This is a genomic window from Spirosoma migulaei (assembly GCF_054776855.1).
Genome location: NZ_BAAHBG010000014.1, coordinates 75,196 through 93,603 on the forward strand (window position 1 = coordinate 75,196; position 18,408 = coordinate 93,603).

Sequence of the window (18,408 nt, forward strand, 5' to 3'; positions counted from 1 at the left end):
AGTATGTTTTCAATGATAGTAGGTAATGCATAGTAGTGGTCAGTATTAGGAGCGAGAAGCGAGGAGTGAGAATGGCTGACGCAAAACTGATATACGCGTCAGCTATTCTCACTCCTCGCTCCTAACTCCTAATACTAATTTCCTACTCTTCTTCAATCGCTTCCAGAATATCCATCAACTCACCGAATTCCTTATTACCGGGTTGTTCTTCATCGCCACCACTAAGCGCAATTCCCTGAACAGATAATTCGGCTAATAACTCATGGACATTCTCGGCAGATATGCCAATCCCTAACAGTATAGGATAGCGTGATGCTAATCGTTGCAGGGTCGTTTTCAGCTCATCGTCAAGATGGAGCGGCCTATTGCTTTCCAGCAGAATATAATCGGCTCCGGCAACACCCGTCTGAAACAGGGTATCGAGCTGATCAAGTGTCAACTGTGATAAATCGACGTGCAAAATCAACGGCTTAGTAAACGTACTCAGGTAAGATAAGAGGGCTGATTCGTTGACCTGTAGTATGTCAGGTTTGTACGTATCAAGAAGTTGCTCAATAACTTCAGGATCTGTGGATGTAGTTTCGCCAACAATCTGAACGCCTGCCACCCAGCCTCTGATCTCGTCAAATTTTTTCGGTTCGATATAGTCCGGTGAATCGGCATCCATCGAGAAGCCAAGCATATCGACACCCATACCTGCGCAATAGCGGGCATCGCTGAGATTAGTAACGTTGGAGATTTTAACGAGCGTTTTAAGAGACATAGTTTCAGTGAGCAGTTTTTCGGTAGCAACAGCTTGTTTCCGTAGCGTACCGACAAAGTTACGGACAGCAAGGCATAAAAATACCTTCTGAGGTTAGCAGCTAATCTATACTACTAGACCCAGAAGGTATCTTGCCGAATTACGTTATCAGTTCGTGACGGAGTTAGCGTATGGCTACATGGGGCTTGAACTTCTCTGTCACCTTATTAGGGATCGGTTTCAGCGACATCAGATAGGTGTAGATAGCCCCTAAATCCTGTTCTTTCATACCCGCATACATCATCCAGGGCATCACCGTCTGAAAATCATTCGGTCCAAGTTTTTGCGGCTTGTAACTACTATCAGCATATGTCTTGAAACGAGCGATAAATGCCTCTTTAGTCCAACTGCCAATACCAGTTTCCTTATCGGGAGTGATGTTAGACGTATAAAGCATTCCGGATGGCAGTTTGAAATCCCGCCCGCCCGCAAACGATTTTTCCTTAATAATCTGGCCCTTATCAACCTGCGTATGGCACTCTACACAACCGGCTATCATAACCAGATACTTACCGGTGGCCAGTTCATCTTTCGGATCAGGCATTGACATAGGCTCAGCTTTTACCGGAATCGTGTTCAGGATAAAGTTGAACGGAAAATCAGCTTTCGATTCAGCAGGTTTATTTTCAATTGGCTTGAGCGTACGCAAATAAGCAATAATGCTCTGAACATCCTCATCGCCCATTTTGCCATAATACGGATAGGGCATGACGGGAAAGAAGGCATGGCCATCACGGCTAACACCGGTTGTAATAGCCCGGTAAATCTCGCCGTCGGTCCAGTTGCCTATGCCATAGGGCGTAATGTTTTTCGCGGTGAACGAGCCGGGAAAACCCATTTGCTGATTAAACAGTTCGCCACCTTTCCCTATCGTTCCGGGCATCAATGGTCCAGAAAAGAGTGTGTAATCGCGGGTACTATGGCAGTCGATACAGACTGTCACGTGATTCGCCAGATAGGCACCCCGTTCAATTCGTTGTGGTGTGGCATCCACTTTCAGGGATGGAGCTTCACCCACATTCGGCAACGCCAGTTTAACATAAGCCAGCAAAACTACGACGCCTAACGCAAGGACGCCGATCACGATACCGATCACTTTAAAAACTTTTTTCATAATTCGTTAAAAGAGGAAAGCCCGGTTGGTCGGGGTGGTCATTTTTACCGTAAGATATTGGCAAACAGCAGCCAAGAGTAAGTCATAGCTTCATATTTTTAGTAAACGGCAATTATTTTGTGTATCCGCGTTGACTAAAAACCGTTCTCGGTCTTTTTCAGCTATACCTCATGCATACTTATCTATATCAGGGTTTCCTCAAATCCTACTGCATCACCTCACGAATCCATCCTGTTCACCATCGGACAAAAAGTGTACGATTTCGGACAGAGCCATTTCGTTAAACAGCCCTTGTTAAGCTTAAAATGGCCTTTTCACGGATTGGCAAAGCATTTGTTCTACAAAAGTTGATTTTATCCTTCGAGTTATGAAACGAACATACTTAGGCGAGTTTGAAGAAATCGTTTTACTAACGGTTGCAGTCCTGAACGATGCGGCTTATGGCGTTGCGATTACCGATGAGCTAGATCGGCAAACGGGGCGCTCGGTTAGTATCAGTGCTGTTCATGCTGCTCTGCATCGACTCGAAGAAAAAGGCATGCTCAAATCGCACATGGGCGATGCTACGGCCGAGCGTGGTGGGCGTCGCAAACGCCTGTTTACGGTCACGGCCCTGGGTAGCCGTGCACTACACGATATTCGGGCCATGCGGGATCAACTGTGGAATTCGATTTCGCCCAATGCCTTACCTGCTATTAGCTTATGAGAACGCTCCGCACCAGCGGCCCAACGGAGGCATTCCAGCCACAACCACCTCGCTGGGCGGATCGCCTGCTGGAATGGTTTTGCGCTCCGCATTTGCTGGAAGAAGTGCAGGGCGATTTATACGAGCGCTATAGGCGGGATGTGCATCGAATGGGCGCTAAAAAAGCCAATCAGCGGTATAGCGCCAATGTACTACGGTTTATACGCCCCTTTGCTCTGAAACGAAAACCAACCGCCCAGCGGTCTGAACAATACCCATCACTTTCCTTATTCAGTACCGACATGATCCAGAACTATCTCAAAATCGCCTTCAGAAACCTGGCCCGAAACAAAGCCTATTCGGCCATTAATATTATTGGGCTGAGCATTGGATTGGCCGCAGCCATGTTGATTATGCTGTACACGAAAGATGAAGTCAGCTATGATCGCTTTCATGCGCATAATCCATTTATTTACCGCATTACCAGCAAATCAGTAACGCCGGCTGGTATCGTTGAAAATCAGCAACCTTACACGGGTATTTTTCCCGGCCCAAAATTCCAGGCGGGTGTTCCAGAGATAACATCTTTTGTTCGCTATCAGGAAAACCGGAAAGATCTAAAACAAGGCAATGAAGTAAAAAGTCAGACGGCCTATTTCGCAGATTCCAGTTTCTTCTCGATATTCTCGTTTCCGCTACTAAGGGGTGATCCTAAATCCGCTTTAAAGAGCCCAAAATCGGTCGTTATTTCGGAAGAATTGGCCGATAAAAATTTCGGAACAACAAACGCGCTTGGCAAAATACTATTCTTTAAAGAAGGCGAGAAATTTGAACCGTATACGGTAACAGGAGTAGCCAAAAAATGTCCGCAAAATTCGTCCATCAAATTTGATGTGCTCATGCCTATGGAGGTCAAGGCTGAAGATATGGCGGACAATGAAAACTGGTTCAGTGTGTTCATGAATACATTCGTCATTCTCAGCCCTAATGCTAATCTGAAGGCAGTAGAGGCCAAAATGAATCAAGTTTATGTAGCCGATGCGCAGGAGAGTATTAAATCAGTAGCTAAAAAATTTGGCATCACCGACAAAACGGTGTATTCGCTCCAGCCGTTTACCGACATGCACCTAAGCAAAGAGCTACCAGCCAGCAACGGTCTTGTCGACGAAAGCAATCCTACTTTTTCGTATATCTTATCAGGCATTGCCTTATTCATTCTGCTTATTGCCTGCATCAATTTTGTCAATTTGACGGTGGCTCGCTCCTTAAAGCGGGCTAAAGAAATTGGTGTGCGGAAAGCAGTTGGTGGGGCTAGGGCTCAACTCATCATGCAGTTTCTGGGTGAGTCGTTCCTGCTTTGTTTTGCGGCCTTTTTATTTGCCATCGTCCTGATCGAACTGGCGTTACCAACCTTTAATCAACTGGCAAACAAAGCCTTGTCTCTTTCTTATCTGTTCGATGCAAAACTAGTGGCGGGCTACATCATCCTGTTTATTGTCACAAGCTTACTGTCTGGATTTTACCCGGCCCTTGTTTTATCGGGCTACAATCCTGTTCAAACACTGTATAGCCGCTTCAATCTTTCCGGCAAAAATTATCTGCAAAAATCATTGGTTGTCTTACAGTTCACGCTGGCTTCTTTTCTAATAATTGCATCCCTTACTATTTATTCACAGTTCAACTATTTGACCAGTAAAGATTTGGGGTATGACGACAAAAATCTGGTGGTTATAGACAAATCAAACTTAAAACGTAGTGAAGTAAAACTCTTAAAAGAAGAATTACTAAAAGACCAGAATATACTAGATGTTTCGCCCAAAAATGGTGGATTTTGGGGTACGGTGGCTAAAATAAATGGCGAAACGCAATTGAGTTTTGCCTACGAAACCGTGAATGAAACCTACCTTCCTCTCTTTAAGATACCAGTTTTAAAAGGGCGAAATTTCTCAACCGCCTTCCCATCAGATTCGTCGCAGTCGGTACTGGTCAATGAAACATTTGTTAAAAAAGCAGGCTGGAAAAATCCACTGGGTCAAGTCGTTGACTTCTGGTTTAAAAACGAAAAGTATCACGTAATTGGCGTGGTAAAAGACCACCATTTTGCCTCCTTAAGTCAGGAAATAAAGCCGCAATTATTTACAATGAAAGCGGCTAATGAATATGGTAAGGCATTTATCAAGATCAAACCTACTACCGAAACGGCGAGCCTACAGCACATCGAAAAAGTCTTTAAAAAGCTATTCCCACTCAATCCGTATTCGTACAAATTTATGGATCAGGAAAACCTGAAACGCTATGAGTCGGAAGCTAAGTGGAAACAAATGATGCTCTTTGGGGCTATCCTCACCATCTTCATTTCGTGCATTGGTCTATTTGGGTTAGCAACCCTTTCGGCAGAACGGCGTACCAAAGAAATTGGCATTCGTAAAGTGTTAGGAGCCTCCGTTCCGAGTATTGTCCAGTTACTATCAACCGACTTCCTGAAACTGGTTTCTATCTCGTTCATTTTTGCCTTCCCGGCCGCCTGGTATGCCATGGACGAATGGCTCAAGAATTATCCGTATCGTGTCAACATGAGTGTGTGGGTTTTTCTGGTGACAGCTTTCATTGCCATTTCCATAGCATTTTTAACCGTTAGCTGGCAGTCCTTACGAGCCGCCATGATCAATCCGGTAGCCTCCCTTCGGTCGGAATGAAGAATGGATAATGCCTAATGAATAACTGATTAAATACCATTGAATTCATTGTCCATTATTCATTTTACATTTTCCATTATTCACTATGGTAACACCACCCCGCTGGGCCAACCGACTGCTGGAAATCTTCTGCAATCCTTTCCTGCTTGAAGAAGTGCAGGGCGACTTGTATGAGCGATTCAATCGACGTGTTGCTACGGTTGGCCTCGCCGAAGCCCGACGACTCTTCATCAAAGAAGTCCTGGGCTTTTTGTGGCCCCGGTCGGGCCAGCGATCAGCGGGAATACCCTTTGCGTTGAAACCTCAATCTGACTCTCCTAAACCCTTATTTGCTGCCATGTTTCGCAACTACCTGAACATCTCCTTACGAAATCTGTGGCGTAACCGTCAGGTCAGTGCCATCAATACGCTTGGGCTATCCATTGGGCTGGCTTGTGGTATTGTTATTTTCCTGCTGGTCAGCTACATGTTCAGTTTTGATCGTTACCACGCCAAAGCTGATCGTACATTCTGGGTCGTAACAGACATCCGGCACGAGAACGTAGTACCTACCGATGCCACACCCCGCCCACTGGCTGATGTGCTCCGGCGAGATTACCCATTCGTGGAAAGTGCCGTTCGACTTGAGAATACATTTGGGCGAGTCATTGGTATTCCGAACGGCAAAGGTGGGTTCGCAAAGAAGTTTGAAGAATCGCGGAATATCTGCTTTACCGAACCGCAGTTTTTCGATGTCTTCGATGTCAACTGGCTTAGTGGCAATCCGAAAACGGCTTTGTTGGCACCCAATACAGTTGTACTATCGGAACGATACGCCCAGAAGTACTTCGATACCGATCATGTTATTGGCAAAACGTTACGGTTTGATAACCGGACCGATCTAAATGTAACCGGCATCATCAAAAATCCCCCATCGAATACCAAACTACGCTATGATGTCCTCATTTCGTACAGCACAGTTCCGGCTATGATGGGCGACGGTGGTAAACAGGCCATGCAGAATTGGGAGGGCGTTACAACGATGTGTTTTGTAGCACTTCGGCAGGGTGTGGCCCCACAGCAGTTAAGCGATGCGCTGGTGGCAACCGGCAAAAAATACCTGACAACTAAAGATGCCAAACTGCTGGATTTTCATGCTCTGCCCCTCTCCGACCTGAATCACAATCCTCAATATGGCGGAACGGCTCCCCGGCCAATTTTATACGCGCTGATTATTGTTGGTTTATTTCTGGTCATTGCGGCCTGTATCAACTTCATCAATATCGCTACGGCCTACGCCCTCAAGCGCTCGAAAGAAGTGGGCGTTCGGAAAGCGATGGGCAGTACACGTATGCAGTTGATCAGTCAGTTTCTTATCGAAACAACACTTATTACGCTGACGGCAGTAGCTGTGGCAATCGTATTTGCTCACCTTGCTTTACCGCTGTTAAACAACGCCTTAGCCATTCTGGGCACCGACCTCTCGGTGATCGACCTCATTAAACCCCGATCACTTTTGTGGTTTGGGGCATTGATTCTGGGAGTGATTTTACTGGCGGGTTTTTATCCATCGCTGGTGCTTTCCCGGTTCAATCCGGTAGCGGCTTTGCGAGGCCGGATTACGACGAAACAGGTTGGGAGTGTATCGGTTCGGCGGGGGCTGGTGGTCGTTCAGTTCTTCATCACGCAGTTGTTTATCATTGGGCTTATCGTGATGATGGCGCAGGTAAATCACATGCAGAAGAAAGACCTCGGTTTCTACAAAGACGCCGTTCTGACGATTCCTGTCCCCACGAATGACCCCATCCGTCAGCAAACCCTGCGCGATCAATTACAGGCGCTGCCAGGTGTGGAACAGGTTTCGCTGGGGGCCGAGCCTCCCGCATCGCGCCACCGAGATCCGGTTTCGTTTACGTTCGATACCCACACCCAACCCGAAAAATTCCCGGTCCGCGCCAAAATTGGTGATATGAATTACGTGCCGCTTTTCGGGCTGAAACTGCTGGCTGGTCGTAATTTCAGCACCAACGATACAACCAATAACGAGGCCCTTGTCAATGCAACGATGGTGAAGCAATTGGGGCTTCGCTCACCCGCCGACGTTTTAGGAAAACGGCTTACCATCTGGGGCCAGAACAGAATTATTGTCGGCGTTGTCAACGATTTCAATACCGATGAACTGTATGCGACCATTCCGCCAACGACGCTTATCAATTACCACCCCGAGAATAATATAGCGGCCATAAAAATCAATCCGGCCGATTTGTCGGCAACGGCAAAAGCGGTGGAAACCAGTTGGAATGAGCTATTTCCCGAGTATGTGTACAAAGCAGCTTTTGTGGATGAAATGCTCGATCAGTTCTACCTGAAAGAGCGTGTTCTACTGGGACTGATACAGGTCTTTTCGCTGATCGCTATCCTGATTGGCTGCCTGGGCTTATATGCCTTGGTATCGTTCATGAGCGAGTCGAAAACGAAGGAGATCGGCATTCGAAAAGTAATGGGTGCTACGGTCAATCAGGTTCTCTGGCTGTTTGGCCGGGAGTTTAGTAAACTGATGCTCATCGGTTTTGCCCTGGCGGCACCAATTGGCTGGTTTCTGATGCGTGGCTGGCTCAATGGGTATGCGTACCACATTGATTTCGGCTGGTGGGTTTTCGCGCTGGCGCTGGGAATGATTGTGATAATCACGCTACTGACGGTGTCGTATCAATCACTGAAAGCAGCTATCATGAATCCGGCTACCTCCCTTCGGAGTGAATAATGGATAATGTTCAATGTAAAATGAATAATGTAAAATGGACAATGGACAATGGACTGACAGAAGCCTCCCAAATGAATAACGCGTAACGATCAATTCTAACCGTAATTCATTATTCATTATTCATTATCCATTACCCATTACCCATTACCCATTATCCATTATGATAACCCCGCCCCGATTCGCCGACCGCCTACTCGAATGGTTCTGCGCTCCTCACCTGCTGGAGGAAGTGCAGGGGGATTTGTATGAGCGATTCGTTCGGGATGTGCGGGACGTAGGTATCCAACGCGCCAACCGGCGATACTGGGGCAACGTGCTGCGCTTCGTGCGCCCCTTTGCCCTCAAACGCCAACCAACGGTCGGCCGTCGCGGGGAGTATTCACCACCTTTTTCACTAAGTCCTGTTATGCTCAGTAATCATGTTAAAATCGCCTGGCGGAACCTCGTTAAAAACAAGGTGTATTCAGCCATCAACATTTTTGGATTAGCCGTGGGCCTGGCCACCTGTCTGCTGATAACCCTGTATGTTTTTGATGAACTTAGTTACGATAAACACCATACAGACGCTAACCGGCTCTATCGGGTAGCCACAGATACAAAACAGGAGCATTGGGCAGCAACAGCGGCACCTACGGCTCTGGGCCTGAAAAACGACTTCCCGGAAGTTGAACAGGCCACCCGGCTATTGAAGGTGCCGAACATGGACAAGATGCTGCTGCGGTATACGCATAATCACCAGCAAAAGCAGTTTTTTGAAACCAACGGCTATTATGTGGATTCCACCTTTTTCGAGCTATTCACGTATCCGTTTACACATGGGAATCCGCGAAAAGCCATTAATCAACCAAACACGCTCGTTATCTCTGAAACCTTATCCAGCAAACTCTTCGGCAAGGAAAACCCAGTTGGCAAAGTCATCAACGTTGGGCTCCCATTCGGCGATTATAACTATACCGTCGATGGAGTATTTAGCGATAAAAACAAATCGCATATTGATGCCCATTTTTTCCTCTCGATGCAGAATGGCGATATTGGCAATTGGGTGAGTCAGCAAAAAAACTGGGCGACAAATAATATTTTCAACACCTATATTAAGCTGAAGGATGGCGTGAATGCCGAGGCCTTCGAAGCAAAACTACCCGCCTTCTTGAACCGGCATGGGGCCGCCGATTTAAAGGCCTTAGGGGTTTCTAAGGAGCTGACGCTCCAGGCTGTACCAGACATCTATCTAACCTCTAACCTGGATAATGAGATTTCTGCGAACGGGAGCCTGACGTATCTGTACGTCTTTGGCTCAATAGCCGCCTTTTTGCTGCTGATTGCCTGTATCAATTTCATGAATCTGTCGACGGCTCGCTCCGAAAAGCGGGCAAAGGAAGTGGGCATTCGGAAAGCAATGGGGGCTATTCGTGCCTCGTTGGTAGGCCAGTTTTTAGGCGAATCATTACTCATGTCCATCTTGGCTCTTTGTCTGGCACTGGGTTTTATTCAACTCCTGCTGCCTGTCTTTAATGGCCTTACGCAAAAGAACTTAGACCTTTTCCAGAATCCGGTTTTTGTTGTATGGATTGCGGCCATAACACTCCTGACGGGCTTGTTATCTGGCTTATACCCTGCGTTTTACCTCTCGTCATTCAGGCCAATCACCGTACTTAAGGGGAAGCTCGTTAACAGTATTTCGGCAACGGCGCTTCGTAAGGGACTGGTGGTTTTTCAGTTTACAGTCTCGATCGTTTTGATTTTAGGAGCGATCGTCATCTGGCAGCAATTAGCCTTCGTTCAAAATCAACACCTGGGCTTTATGAAAAGCCAGAAAATTGTTATACCCCTTCAGAGTAATCAGGCGACTACGAATTACGCTGCCTTCAAGGATGAAATCCTTAAGAATCCGAACGTGATTTCGGCAGCGAGCGGGTCCACGTACCCCGGCATTCCGAGCGATAATGATCTGCTTTTTTATGCGGAGGGGAAATCTGTCCATGAGGCCGTAGATATAAATTTTGCAACGGTCGAGAACGACTATGTCGAAACGCTGGGCTTTAAACTCCTATACGGCCGGGCTTTCTCGAAAAACTTCACCGCCGATTCAACGAGTATCATTCTCAACGAGGTAGCCATCAACCAATTAGGCTATGACCCTAAAACGGCTGTCGGGAAGACTATCTACTTCGAATGGCAGAATGTGCGCCACCCTATGCAGATTGTGGGGGTGGTCAAGAATTTTAACTATGAGAGCCTACATCAGGCAATAAAACCATATGGATTAACGACCACCATTGGGGATAAACACCACTATTTTATCGCCAGTGTGCAACCCAAAGAGTATACTAAACTCTTGGCCGACATGGAGCAAGCCTGGAAAAAGATAAACCCAGATACGCCCTTTTCGTATTCATTTCTCGACCAGGATTTTCAACGGAATTACGAAAAAGAACAGCGAACGTCCAGCATAGTCCTGTATTTCACGCTGATCGCCATTATGATTGCCTGCTTAGGCTTGTTCGGACTGGTTGCGTTCTCAGCCGAACAACGGACCAAAGAGATTGGTATCCGAAAGGTGTTAGGCGCATCTGTACCGAGCATTGTAGCCCTACTTTCCAGAGAGTTTGTACGTCTGGTTTTGGTAGCGAATCTGATCGCTATACCCATCGCCTGGTATGGCATGAACCAGTGGCTCCATGATTTTGCCTACAAGGTTTCGATTGAGTGGTGGGTCTTTTTGCTGGCGGGTTTGCTGGCACTCAGTACAGCCTTGCTCACGGTAAGCTTCCAAAGTATTAAAGCCGCCCTGATGAATCCAGTTACCTCTCTTCGGTCGGAATAAATAATGAATAATGTAAAATGGATAATGACCTGAGTTCCCTATAATCTCTAAATGACCAGTGTTCCATTATTCATTATTCATTATTCATTATTCATCATCCATTGAACATTATCCATCATGAAAACACCGCCCCCTTTAGCCGACCGTTTACTCGAATGGTTCTGCGCTTCTCACTTGCTGGAGGAAGTGCAGGGCGATTTGTATGAGCGATTCGTTCGGGATGTACGGGATGTGGGTATCCAACGCGCAAACCAGCAATACTGGCTTAATGTATTACGCTTCGTCCGTCCGTTTGCTCTCAAACGACAATCGCAACACTATTCTTCACCTGGTTTACTGAACCCACTTATGCTACGCAACTATTTCAAAACCTCGATTCGCAACCTGATCAAACACAAGGTCAGTTCGTTGATTAATCTGTTTGGCCTTACGCTGGGCGTAACGGCCTGCCTGGTTATTTACCTCATCACCAATTATGAACTGAGTTATGACTCGTTCCACCCCGATAGCGAACGCATTTACCGGCTGGTGGGTGAGTCGCAATACGGGAAGTCGGGCGAAAAACATCCGGTAGGCTTTGTTCCTAATGCCGTTCCCGGAGCGATTCGAAAAGAGATTGCGGGCATAGAGACGGTTGCCGCTTTTCATAATATTTCCTCAGATGTCCTCGTACCCAATGGCAGGGAAAAGCCAGCGCGGTTTGAAGGCAAAAAGCACGATGAAATCATAGTAGTCGAGCCGCAGTATTTCTACATTTTCACCTACAAATGGCTGGCTGGCAATCCTAAAACTGCCTTAAACGAGCCCTTCAAGCTGGTACTCTCCGAGCGGAAAGCCCGCACCTATTTTGGCGATTTACCACTAGAGAAGATCATTGGGAAAGAAGTAATTTATCAGGATTCCGTACGCGTTACAGTAGCTGGAATTGTGCAGGACTGGACAAAGCCAAGTGATTTTGTCTTTACGGATTTCATTTCGTTCGCTACCATTCAGGCCAGCCAGCTTAAGCGCGATATTGACCTCAGTCAATGGAACGACATCTGGTCGGCCTCGCAGGCATTCGTCAAACTTCCGCAGGGAACCATGCCCGATCAACTCACCGCCCAATTCAGCCGGTTTAGCAAAGCGCATTTCACGAAGGACATGGACCTGAAATTTACGCCCGCCTTACAACCACTTTCCGATCTTCATTTTAACGACGATTACAATGACAATTACTCCCGCAAAGCGCATTTGCCTACGCTTTACGGCTTGATGGCAATTGCCGGTTTTATTTTGTTGATTGCCGCCATCAACTTCATCAATTTATCGACGGCGCAGTCGGTACAACGGGCGAAAGAAACGGGCATTCGCAAGGTGATGGGAAGCAGCCGGACCAACCTGATTTTCCAGTTCCTGAGCGAAACAGCTTTTCTGACATTTATAGCCGTATTGATTTCCTTAACCCTCGTCAATCCGATACTCGCAGCCTTTCAGTCGCTGACCCCTCAGGGACTAACGTTCGATCTGTTCAGTTGGCAAACACTGATTTTCTTAAGCGTCGTTACGGTGACCACCTCGTTCCTTTCCGGCCTCTATCCCTCCTGGGTCTTGTCTTCGTACGTACCAGCCTTAACCTTAAAAGGCCAAACTAACTTGACTGGCGGACAGAAAGGGTATTTGCGAAAAGCATTGATTGTGTTTCAGTTCACGGTATCGCTCGTGTTCATTATTGGAACGCTCATGGTAACCCGTCAGCTCAACTTTATGCGCAACAAAGACCTGGGCTTTTCGACCGATGCCGTTATTGAGGTTCATACCCGGCACGATGATAAAAGTCTCGTATTAGCCCAGAAAATCAAACAGTTATCTGGTGTTGAACGGGCCACGTTGCAGTGGTTTCCGCCCATGGGACAGGCCTATATGGTAACCAAGCTCAACTATCGGGGCAAGAAGAACATCGAAATGGATGTGTCGGCTAAGGTGGGCGATGAGAACTTCATTCCGCTCTATAAGCTCCGGTTACTGGCCGGCCGAAATTATATGAAAAGTGACTCCCTCCGGGAGATCGTCATCAACGCTACCTATGCCAAAGCGTTAGGCTTTAAAAAACCTGCCGATGCCGTCAATCAGCTCGTCGAATTTCAGGGCAAACCGTATCCTATTGTTGGTGTCGTAGCCGATTTCCATGAGCAATCGTTTCACGAAAAAATTAGCCCGGTCTTCATCAGCTACATGCCTCGACAGGCAAAAAATATCGGTGTTAAACTAACAGCGAAAGGTGGTCAGCTCAGCGATATAAAAGCAACGCTGGCTAGCATCGAACAACAATGGCAGTCCGTATATCCCGACAATAAATTTGACTATACTTTTCTGGATGACTCCATTACCAGACTCTATGAAAAAGAGCAGAAAACCGGACAGCTTGTCAACACAGCAACGGCTATTGCGATCCTGATTTCGTGTATGGGCTTGTTTGGGTTGGCAACGTTTACGGCACAGCAGCGGACGAAAGAAATTGGTGTCCGGAAAGTGTTAGGCGCTTCAGTAGGCAGCATCGTAGCGCTACTCTCGAAAGACTTTTTGACGCTGGTTATTATTGCCCTGGTAATTTCTTCCCCTATTGCCTGGTGGGGCATGAACCAATGGCTGAAGGACTTCGCCTACAAGGTTGACCTTGAGTGGTGGGTATTTGCCCTGGCAGGCATGCTGGCCATTTTGATCGCTTTACTAACCGTTGGCTTTCAAAGCATTAAAGCGGCATTGACGAATCCGGTTAAATCACTTCGGTCTGAATAACACCGACCATTCTCTATGAAACCAATCTGCGTAATTCTCTGCCTGTTTTGTCTGGCAATGAAATCGATGGCTCAGCAGCCGAAGACGGCTTTTCCACCAACAGACGCCTTGCCGTCCGTAACGCTTCCACCCGACGTTGATCGGGTGCTGCGTGATTATGAACGCGAATGGCAAGCTAATAATACGGAGAAACTCGTGTCTTTATTTACACCCGATGGCTTTGTCATGCAGCCCAACCGCCCTGCCATTCAAGGACATAAAAACCTACAATTGGCTTATAGCAGATCAGCAGGAAGCCCCCTTTCATTGCGGGCTTTATCCTTTGCCCAAAGTGGTTCGGTCGGTTATATCATTGGAGCCTATCGTGCCACAGCAACGGGCACCGACATTGGTAAATTCATTCTCGCCTTGCGCAAAGGTGCCGATGGTCGCTGGCTGATTGCTGCCGATATGGATAATTCTGTAAAGTAAGCAAGGGGCAGGGGGCTCGGCGCAGGGTAAACCACTATCTGATTTACCCTGCGCCGAGCCCCCTGCCCCTTGCTTTACTGCACCTTCACCCGGTTATAAATCTCCCGGAAGTTCTTTACGCTTTCGGCTATTTCGGGGCCGTTGTTTTCCCAATGATACTCGTACTCTGCCGAGATCGGGCCTTTGAACTTCTGACGTTTTAGTTCGGTGATAACCTGTTCAATTTTACAATCGCCTGTTCCCCAGACCACGTCGTGGTATTTACCATCGGGGGTATCTTTTTTCACATCCTTGAAGTGCATGCCCAGTACGTGACCGTTCAGCTTTTTCAGGCACTCGATTGGGTCAAGTCCCGACCGAACCCAGTGACCAAGATCAGAGCAGGAGCCCACGTATTTGCTGTTGCCGATAGCCGCCAGCACCGTATCGGGATGCCAGTAACGCGATGGTTTGGGGTGATTATGCAGCGCTACGTTAATTTTGTATTCATCAGCCAGTTTACGAACCAGCGGCATTTGCTGCGGTGTGGGTTCGGAGTTGATGTTCAGAATGCCCATATCCTTGGCAAACGAAAATAACGTCTTCCATTCGTCGTCGGTTTTTGGATTAACGACACCGTAAGCTACTACCGTAAGACCCTTGTCTTTAATTAGTTTCTTGACCGCCTGACGCGTAGCGGCATCCATCGAAAAATCCATTTTGCCGTCTACGCCCCCACCAATGGTCTGACCCGGAAAAGCCTCCACGTATTTCAGGCCGCAACTGTCTATTTTACGAAGAGCTTCGGCAAAGGTGAACAACCGGAATGAGTAGGCTTGAGAGCCTAGTTTCCAGCCCGCTTTGTCTTCAGGTCCTTTCTGTGCCAACACAGGAACGGCACTTATCGAAAGCAATAACCCGCAGAGCAGGAATTTTGTCAGATGTTTCATAGAAAAGCTAGTGAGTTGTTTCTCGACAAAAGGATGTTCGCAACCTGCTTTACCTATTCAAGTTTAGACTTTCGCGAAACACCCCTCCCGTTCTCGCTTGGCTATCCGACCAGGAGACAATACGTAGGAACGAGACCGCAGATGGGATCAACCTGCAATCTGTCCCAAACCGTACGTTACGTGTCCGAAACTGGACACCGTTCTCAAAGCTATTTTACCAAAAACAGCCTTTTTAAGCGAATAAAAGACTTTTCTAGATCTGGCAAAGCATTTGCTCAGCAAACATAGAACTAATTGATGGCCATGAAACGAAGCTATTTGGGCGAGTTCGAAGAGATCGTTCTGCTAACCGTTGCTGTGATGGAAGGACAGGCGTATGGTGTAGCGCTTACGCACGAAATCATTGAGCAAACGGGGCGTTCAGTTCGGCTGAACCAGATTCACGCGGCTCTGCAACGACTGGAAGACAAAGGCATGGTAAAATCCGAAATGGGTGAGCCCACGGCCGAACGAGGTGGTCGCCGGAAACGACTCTTTACGGTTACGGCCTATGGTCGGCGAACGTTGCAGGAAATTCAGGATGTACGAGCGAATTTATGGACCCGGATGCCGGACCCATTCAATCCCGCCATCAGCTTATAAATAATGTAACCTGGATAATGATCAATGAATAATGGCCAAAGAAAGATCCTACTCATTGACAATGAGTTATTACCCTCTGATTATCCATTGTACATCATTCATTCTCCATTATGACCCCACCTCGCTTAGCAGACTCCTTACTTCGCTTCTTCTGTGCTCCTCACAAGCTGGAAGAGGTACAGGGTGATTTACAGGAAGAGTTTGCCTGGCAAGTGGAACGTATTGGCGAGCGTAGGGCACGCTGGCGCTACTGGTGGGATGTGTTGGGTTTTCTCAAACCCCGCTTTGTCTGCCGACCTAAACCGATCTATTCTATCCCAACGACTACGATGTTCAGAAACTATCTCAAAATCGCCTTTCGCACCCTGGTCAAAAACAAGGGGTATTCCTTTATCAATATTGGCGGATTAGCCGTGGGCATGACCGTGTCCATGCTGATTGGCTTGTGGATCTATGATGAGCTGTCGGTCAATAAATCATTTCAGCACTACGACCGTATAGCACAGGTCATGCGAAATCGAACGGTTAATGGCGAAGTAGGTACCAGACCTGGCATGCCGATTCCGATGGAACAAAGCCTGAAAACTACCTATGGGAGCAACTTTAAGCATGTTGTCATAGGTTGGTGGACCAGCTTACACACCATCACCCTGTCGGATCAGGTATTTTCGAAAAGTGGCAAATTCATGACGCCTGAAGCCCCCGAGATGCTCTCACTGACGATGCGCCAGGGCAGTCGGGCGGGGCTAACCGAACCAGCATCCATTCTTCTGTCGGAGTCGCTGGCGAAGGCCCTGTTTGGGAATGTTAATCCCCTGCATAAGACCTTAACGATTGATAATTCGATGACCGTCAACGTTACGGGTGTCTACGAAGATATGCCCGCCGGGAGCAGTTTTGCCGATGTGCAGTTCATTGCTCCCTGGGACTTGTATACCGCATCGACCGACTGGATCAACGAAGCCAAGGATGACTGGACCAACACCTCATTTGAAATTTTCGTTGAACTGGCTCCGTCAGTCAGCGTCGCTGATGCATCAGCGTCGGTCAGGAACCTGCTCGTTGGTAAAACCAATGTAGATCCGGCTCAGAAACCCGAAGTGCTCCTATACCCAATGTCGCGCTGGCATTTGTATTCAGACTGGAAAAATGGGCTCAACGAAGGTGGTCGAATTCAGTTTGTCTGGTTATTTGGCATCATTGGTCTATTCGTTTTGCTGCTGGCCTGTATCAACTTTATGAACCTGAGTACGGCCCGCTCCGTCAATCGAGCCAAAGAAGTGGGCATTCGTAAAGCCATTGGCTCCCGTCGGCAGGAGCTGGTGGTGCAGTTCTTTGGTGAATCTCTGCTGGTTGTTGCACTCGCCTATGGGGTGGCCATCGTGCTGATATTTCTAGTGATGCCGCTCTTCAATCAGGTTGCCGACAAGCAAATGACCGTTCCTTTTCTGAACCCACTCTTCTGGGCAATCGGGTTGGGGTTTGCCTTGTTGACTGGACTCATTGCCGGTAGCTATCCGGCCCTCTATCTATCGTCGTTTAGGCCCATTGCCGTCCTAAAGGGAGCCATACAAGTCGGCAAAGGTATTGCAACACCCCGGCGGGTACTGGTTGTTTTTCAGTTCGCGGTCTCGATCACGCTGATTATGGGTACGCTGATTGTTTACCGGCAGATTCAATTCGCGAAAAACCGCCCCATTGGCTACAGTCGCGATGGGCTTATTTCGCTCCCTTTGAACGTCCCTCATTACGAGCAAAACCGGGAAACTGTTCGAAATGAGTTAATTAGATCGGGGGCGGTACTCGACGTGGGCGAATCGGCCAGTCCGCTAACAGAAGTTCGGTCAACCAATGGCGGCTTTAACTGGGCGGGCAAAGACCCAACGCTACAGATCAATTTTGGGACGGTTGGCATATCGCATGAGTTTGGTAAAACGGTTGGCTGGACGTTCAGACAGGGGCGCGATTTCTCCAGAAAACTGGCTTCCGACTCGCTGGGTATAGTCCTGAATGAATCGGCAGTGGCATTTATAGGTATGAAGGATATCCTCGGCAAAACCATTACCTGGAATGGAAACGGCTTCAATGTCAGCTTTCACGTCATTGGTGTGATTCAGGATATGGTGATGGATTCTCCCTACGAGCCCGCCAAACCATCGGTCTTCTTCATCGGCCCGAAACCCGGCAAATTCCTGACCATGCGACTCAACCCCGCCCGTAGTCCACAGGCAGCCCTGGCAACCATCGGCGAGGTCTTGAAGGAGCACCTGCCCGATGCACCGTTCAACTACACGTTTGTGGATGACGAGTACGATCAGAAGTTTCGCAGCGAAGAACGCATTGGCACATTGGCCTCGATTTTTGCAGCACTGGCCATATTTATTTCGTGCCTCGGCATTTTTGGGCTGGCTTCGTTCATGGCCGAGCAGCGAACCAAAGAGATTGGTGTTCGTAAAGTGCTGGGGGCATCGGTGCTGAACCTCTGGAGTTTGCTCTCAAAAGACTTCGTAGCCCTGGTACTGATTGCGCTTGGCATAGCCGCCCCAATCGCTTATTATATGCTGAACAAATGGCTCCAGGCCTATACCTATCATACCACGATTGCCTGGTGGGTTTTTGCCTTAACCGGCGTAGGTACATTGGTTATTACACTGCTCACGGTGAGTTTTCAAAGTATTAAGGCGGCTTTGGTCAATCCGGTGAAAAGTCTTCGCAGCGAGTAGA

Annotated in this window: 11 protein-coding genes; 8 read left to right on the plus strand and 3 right to left on the minus strand. The window is 47.8% G+C overall.

The annotated features are described in order from the left end of the window. Positions 1-142 precede the first annotated feature (142 nt). Together trpF and ACYVGO_RS18275 are read right to left on the minus strand one after the other, a co-directional pair. Positions 143-763, minus strand: coding sequence for a phosphoribosylanthranilate isomerase (trpF, locus tag ACYVGO_RS18270; protein WP_460970477.1), 621 nt, complete (start codon positions 761-763; stop codon positions 143-145). Between the two features lie 163 nt (positions 764-926). Continuing rightward, positions 927-1,916 (minus strand): c-type cytochrome, encoded by a 990-nt coding sequence (locus tag ACYVGO_RS18275; protein ID WP_460970478.1) that lies wholly within the window; start codon positions 1,914-1,916, stop codon positions 927-929. Between the two features lie 367 nt (positions 1,917-2,283). Between ACYVGO_RS18275 and ACYVGO_RS18280 the strand changes: the two genes are divergently transcribed. From ACYVGO_RS18280 to ACYVGO_RS18305, 6 genes are all read left to right on the plus strand, one after another. Further along, positions 2,284-2,622 (plus strand): PadR family transcriptional regulator, encoded by a 339-nt coding sequence (locus ACYVGO_RS18280; RefSeq protein ID WP_142772099.1) that lies wholly within the window; start codon positions 2,284-2,286, stop codon positions 2,620-2,622. After that, positions 2,619-5,297 (plus strand): ABC transporter permease, encoded by a 2,679-nt coding sequence (locus tag ACYVGO_RS18285; protein ID WP_460970479.1) that lies wholly within the window; start codon positions 2,619-2,621, stop codon positions 5,295-5,297. Before ACYVGO_RS18280 ends, ACYVGO_RS18285 begins: the two co-directional genes overlap by 4 nt. A gap of 85 nt (positions 5,298-5,382) precedes the next feature. Next, the gene (locus ACYVGO_RS18290) at positions 5,383-8,040 is read left to right on the plus strand and encodes an ABC transporter permease (protein WP_460970480.1); all 2,658 of its coding nucleotides are present in this window, start codon (positions 5,383-5,385) and stop codon (positions 8,038-8,040) included. Positions 8,041-8,200: 160 nt separating this feature from the next. Continuing rightward, positions 8,201-10,864, plus strand: coding sequence for an ABC transporter permease (locus ACYVGO_RS18295; RefSeq protein WP_460970481.1), 2,664 nt, complete (start codon positions 8,201-8,203; stop codon positions 10,862-10,864). 117 nt (positions 10,865-10,981) lie between these two features. Then, positions 10,982-13,642 carry an ABC transporter permease gene (locus ACYVGO_RS18300; RefSeq protein ID WP_460970482.1) on the plus strand — a complete coding sequence of 887 codons (2,661 nt, stop codon included), beginning with the start codon at positions 10,982-10,984 and terminating at the stop codon, positions 13,640-13,642. A gap of 15 nt (positions 13,643-13,657) precedes the next feature. Continuing rightward, positions 13,658-14,113 (plus strand): YybH family protein, encoded by a 456-nt coding sequence (locus ACYVGO_RS18305; RefSeq protein ID WP_460970483.1) that lies wholly within the window; start codon positions 13,658-13,660, stop codon positions 14,111-14,113. Positions 14,114-14,187: 74 nt separating this feature from the next. Here ACYVGO_RS18305 and ACYVGO_RS18310 read toward each other — a convergent pair whose 3' ends face one another. Then, on the minus strand, positions 14,188-15,042 hold the full coding sequence (locus ACYVGO_RS18310) for a sugar phosphate isomerase/epimerase family protein (protein WP_460970484.1): 855 nt from the start codon (positions 15,040-15,042) through the stop codon (positions 14,188-14,190). 303 nt (positions 15,043-15,345) lie between these two features. Between ACYVGO_RS18310 and ACYVGO_RS18315 the strand changes: the two genes are divergently transcribed. Together ACYVGO_RS18315 and ACYVGO_RS18320 are read left to right on the plus strand one after the other, a co-directional pair. Then, positions 15,346-15,684 carry a PadR family transcriptional regulator gene (locus ACYVGO_RS18315; RefSeq protein ID WP_182464038.1) on the plus strand — a complete coding sequence of 113 codons (339 nt, stop codon included), beginning with the start codon at positions 15,346-15,348 and terminating at the stop codon, positions 15,682-15,684. A gap of 110 nt (positions 15,685-15,794) precedes the next feature. Further along, entirely contained in the window at positions 15,795-18,407 is a 2,613-nt protein-coding gene (locus ACYVGO_RS18320) for an ABC transporter permease (protein WP_460970485.1), read from the plus strand. The last annotated feature ends 1 nt before the right edge of the window (position 18,408 follow it).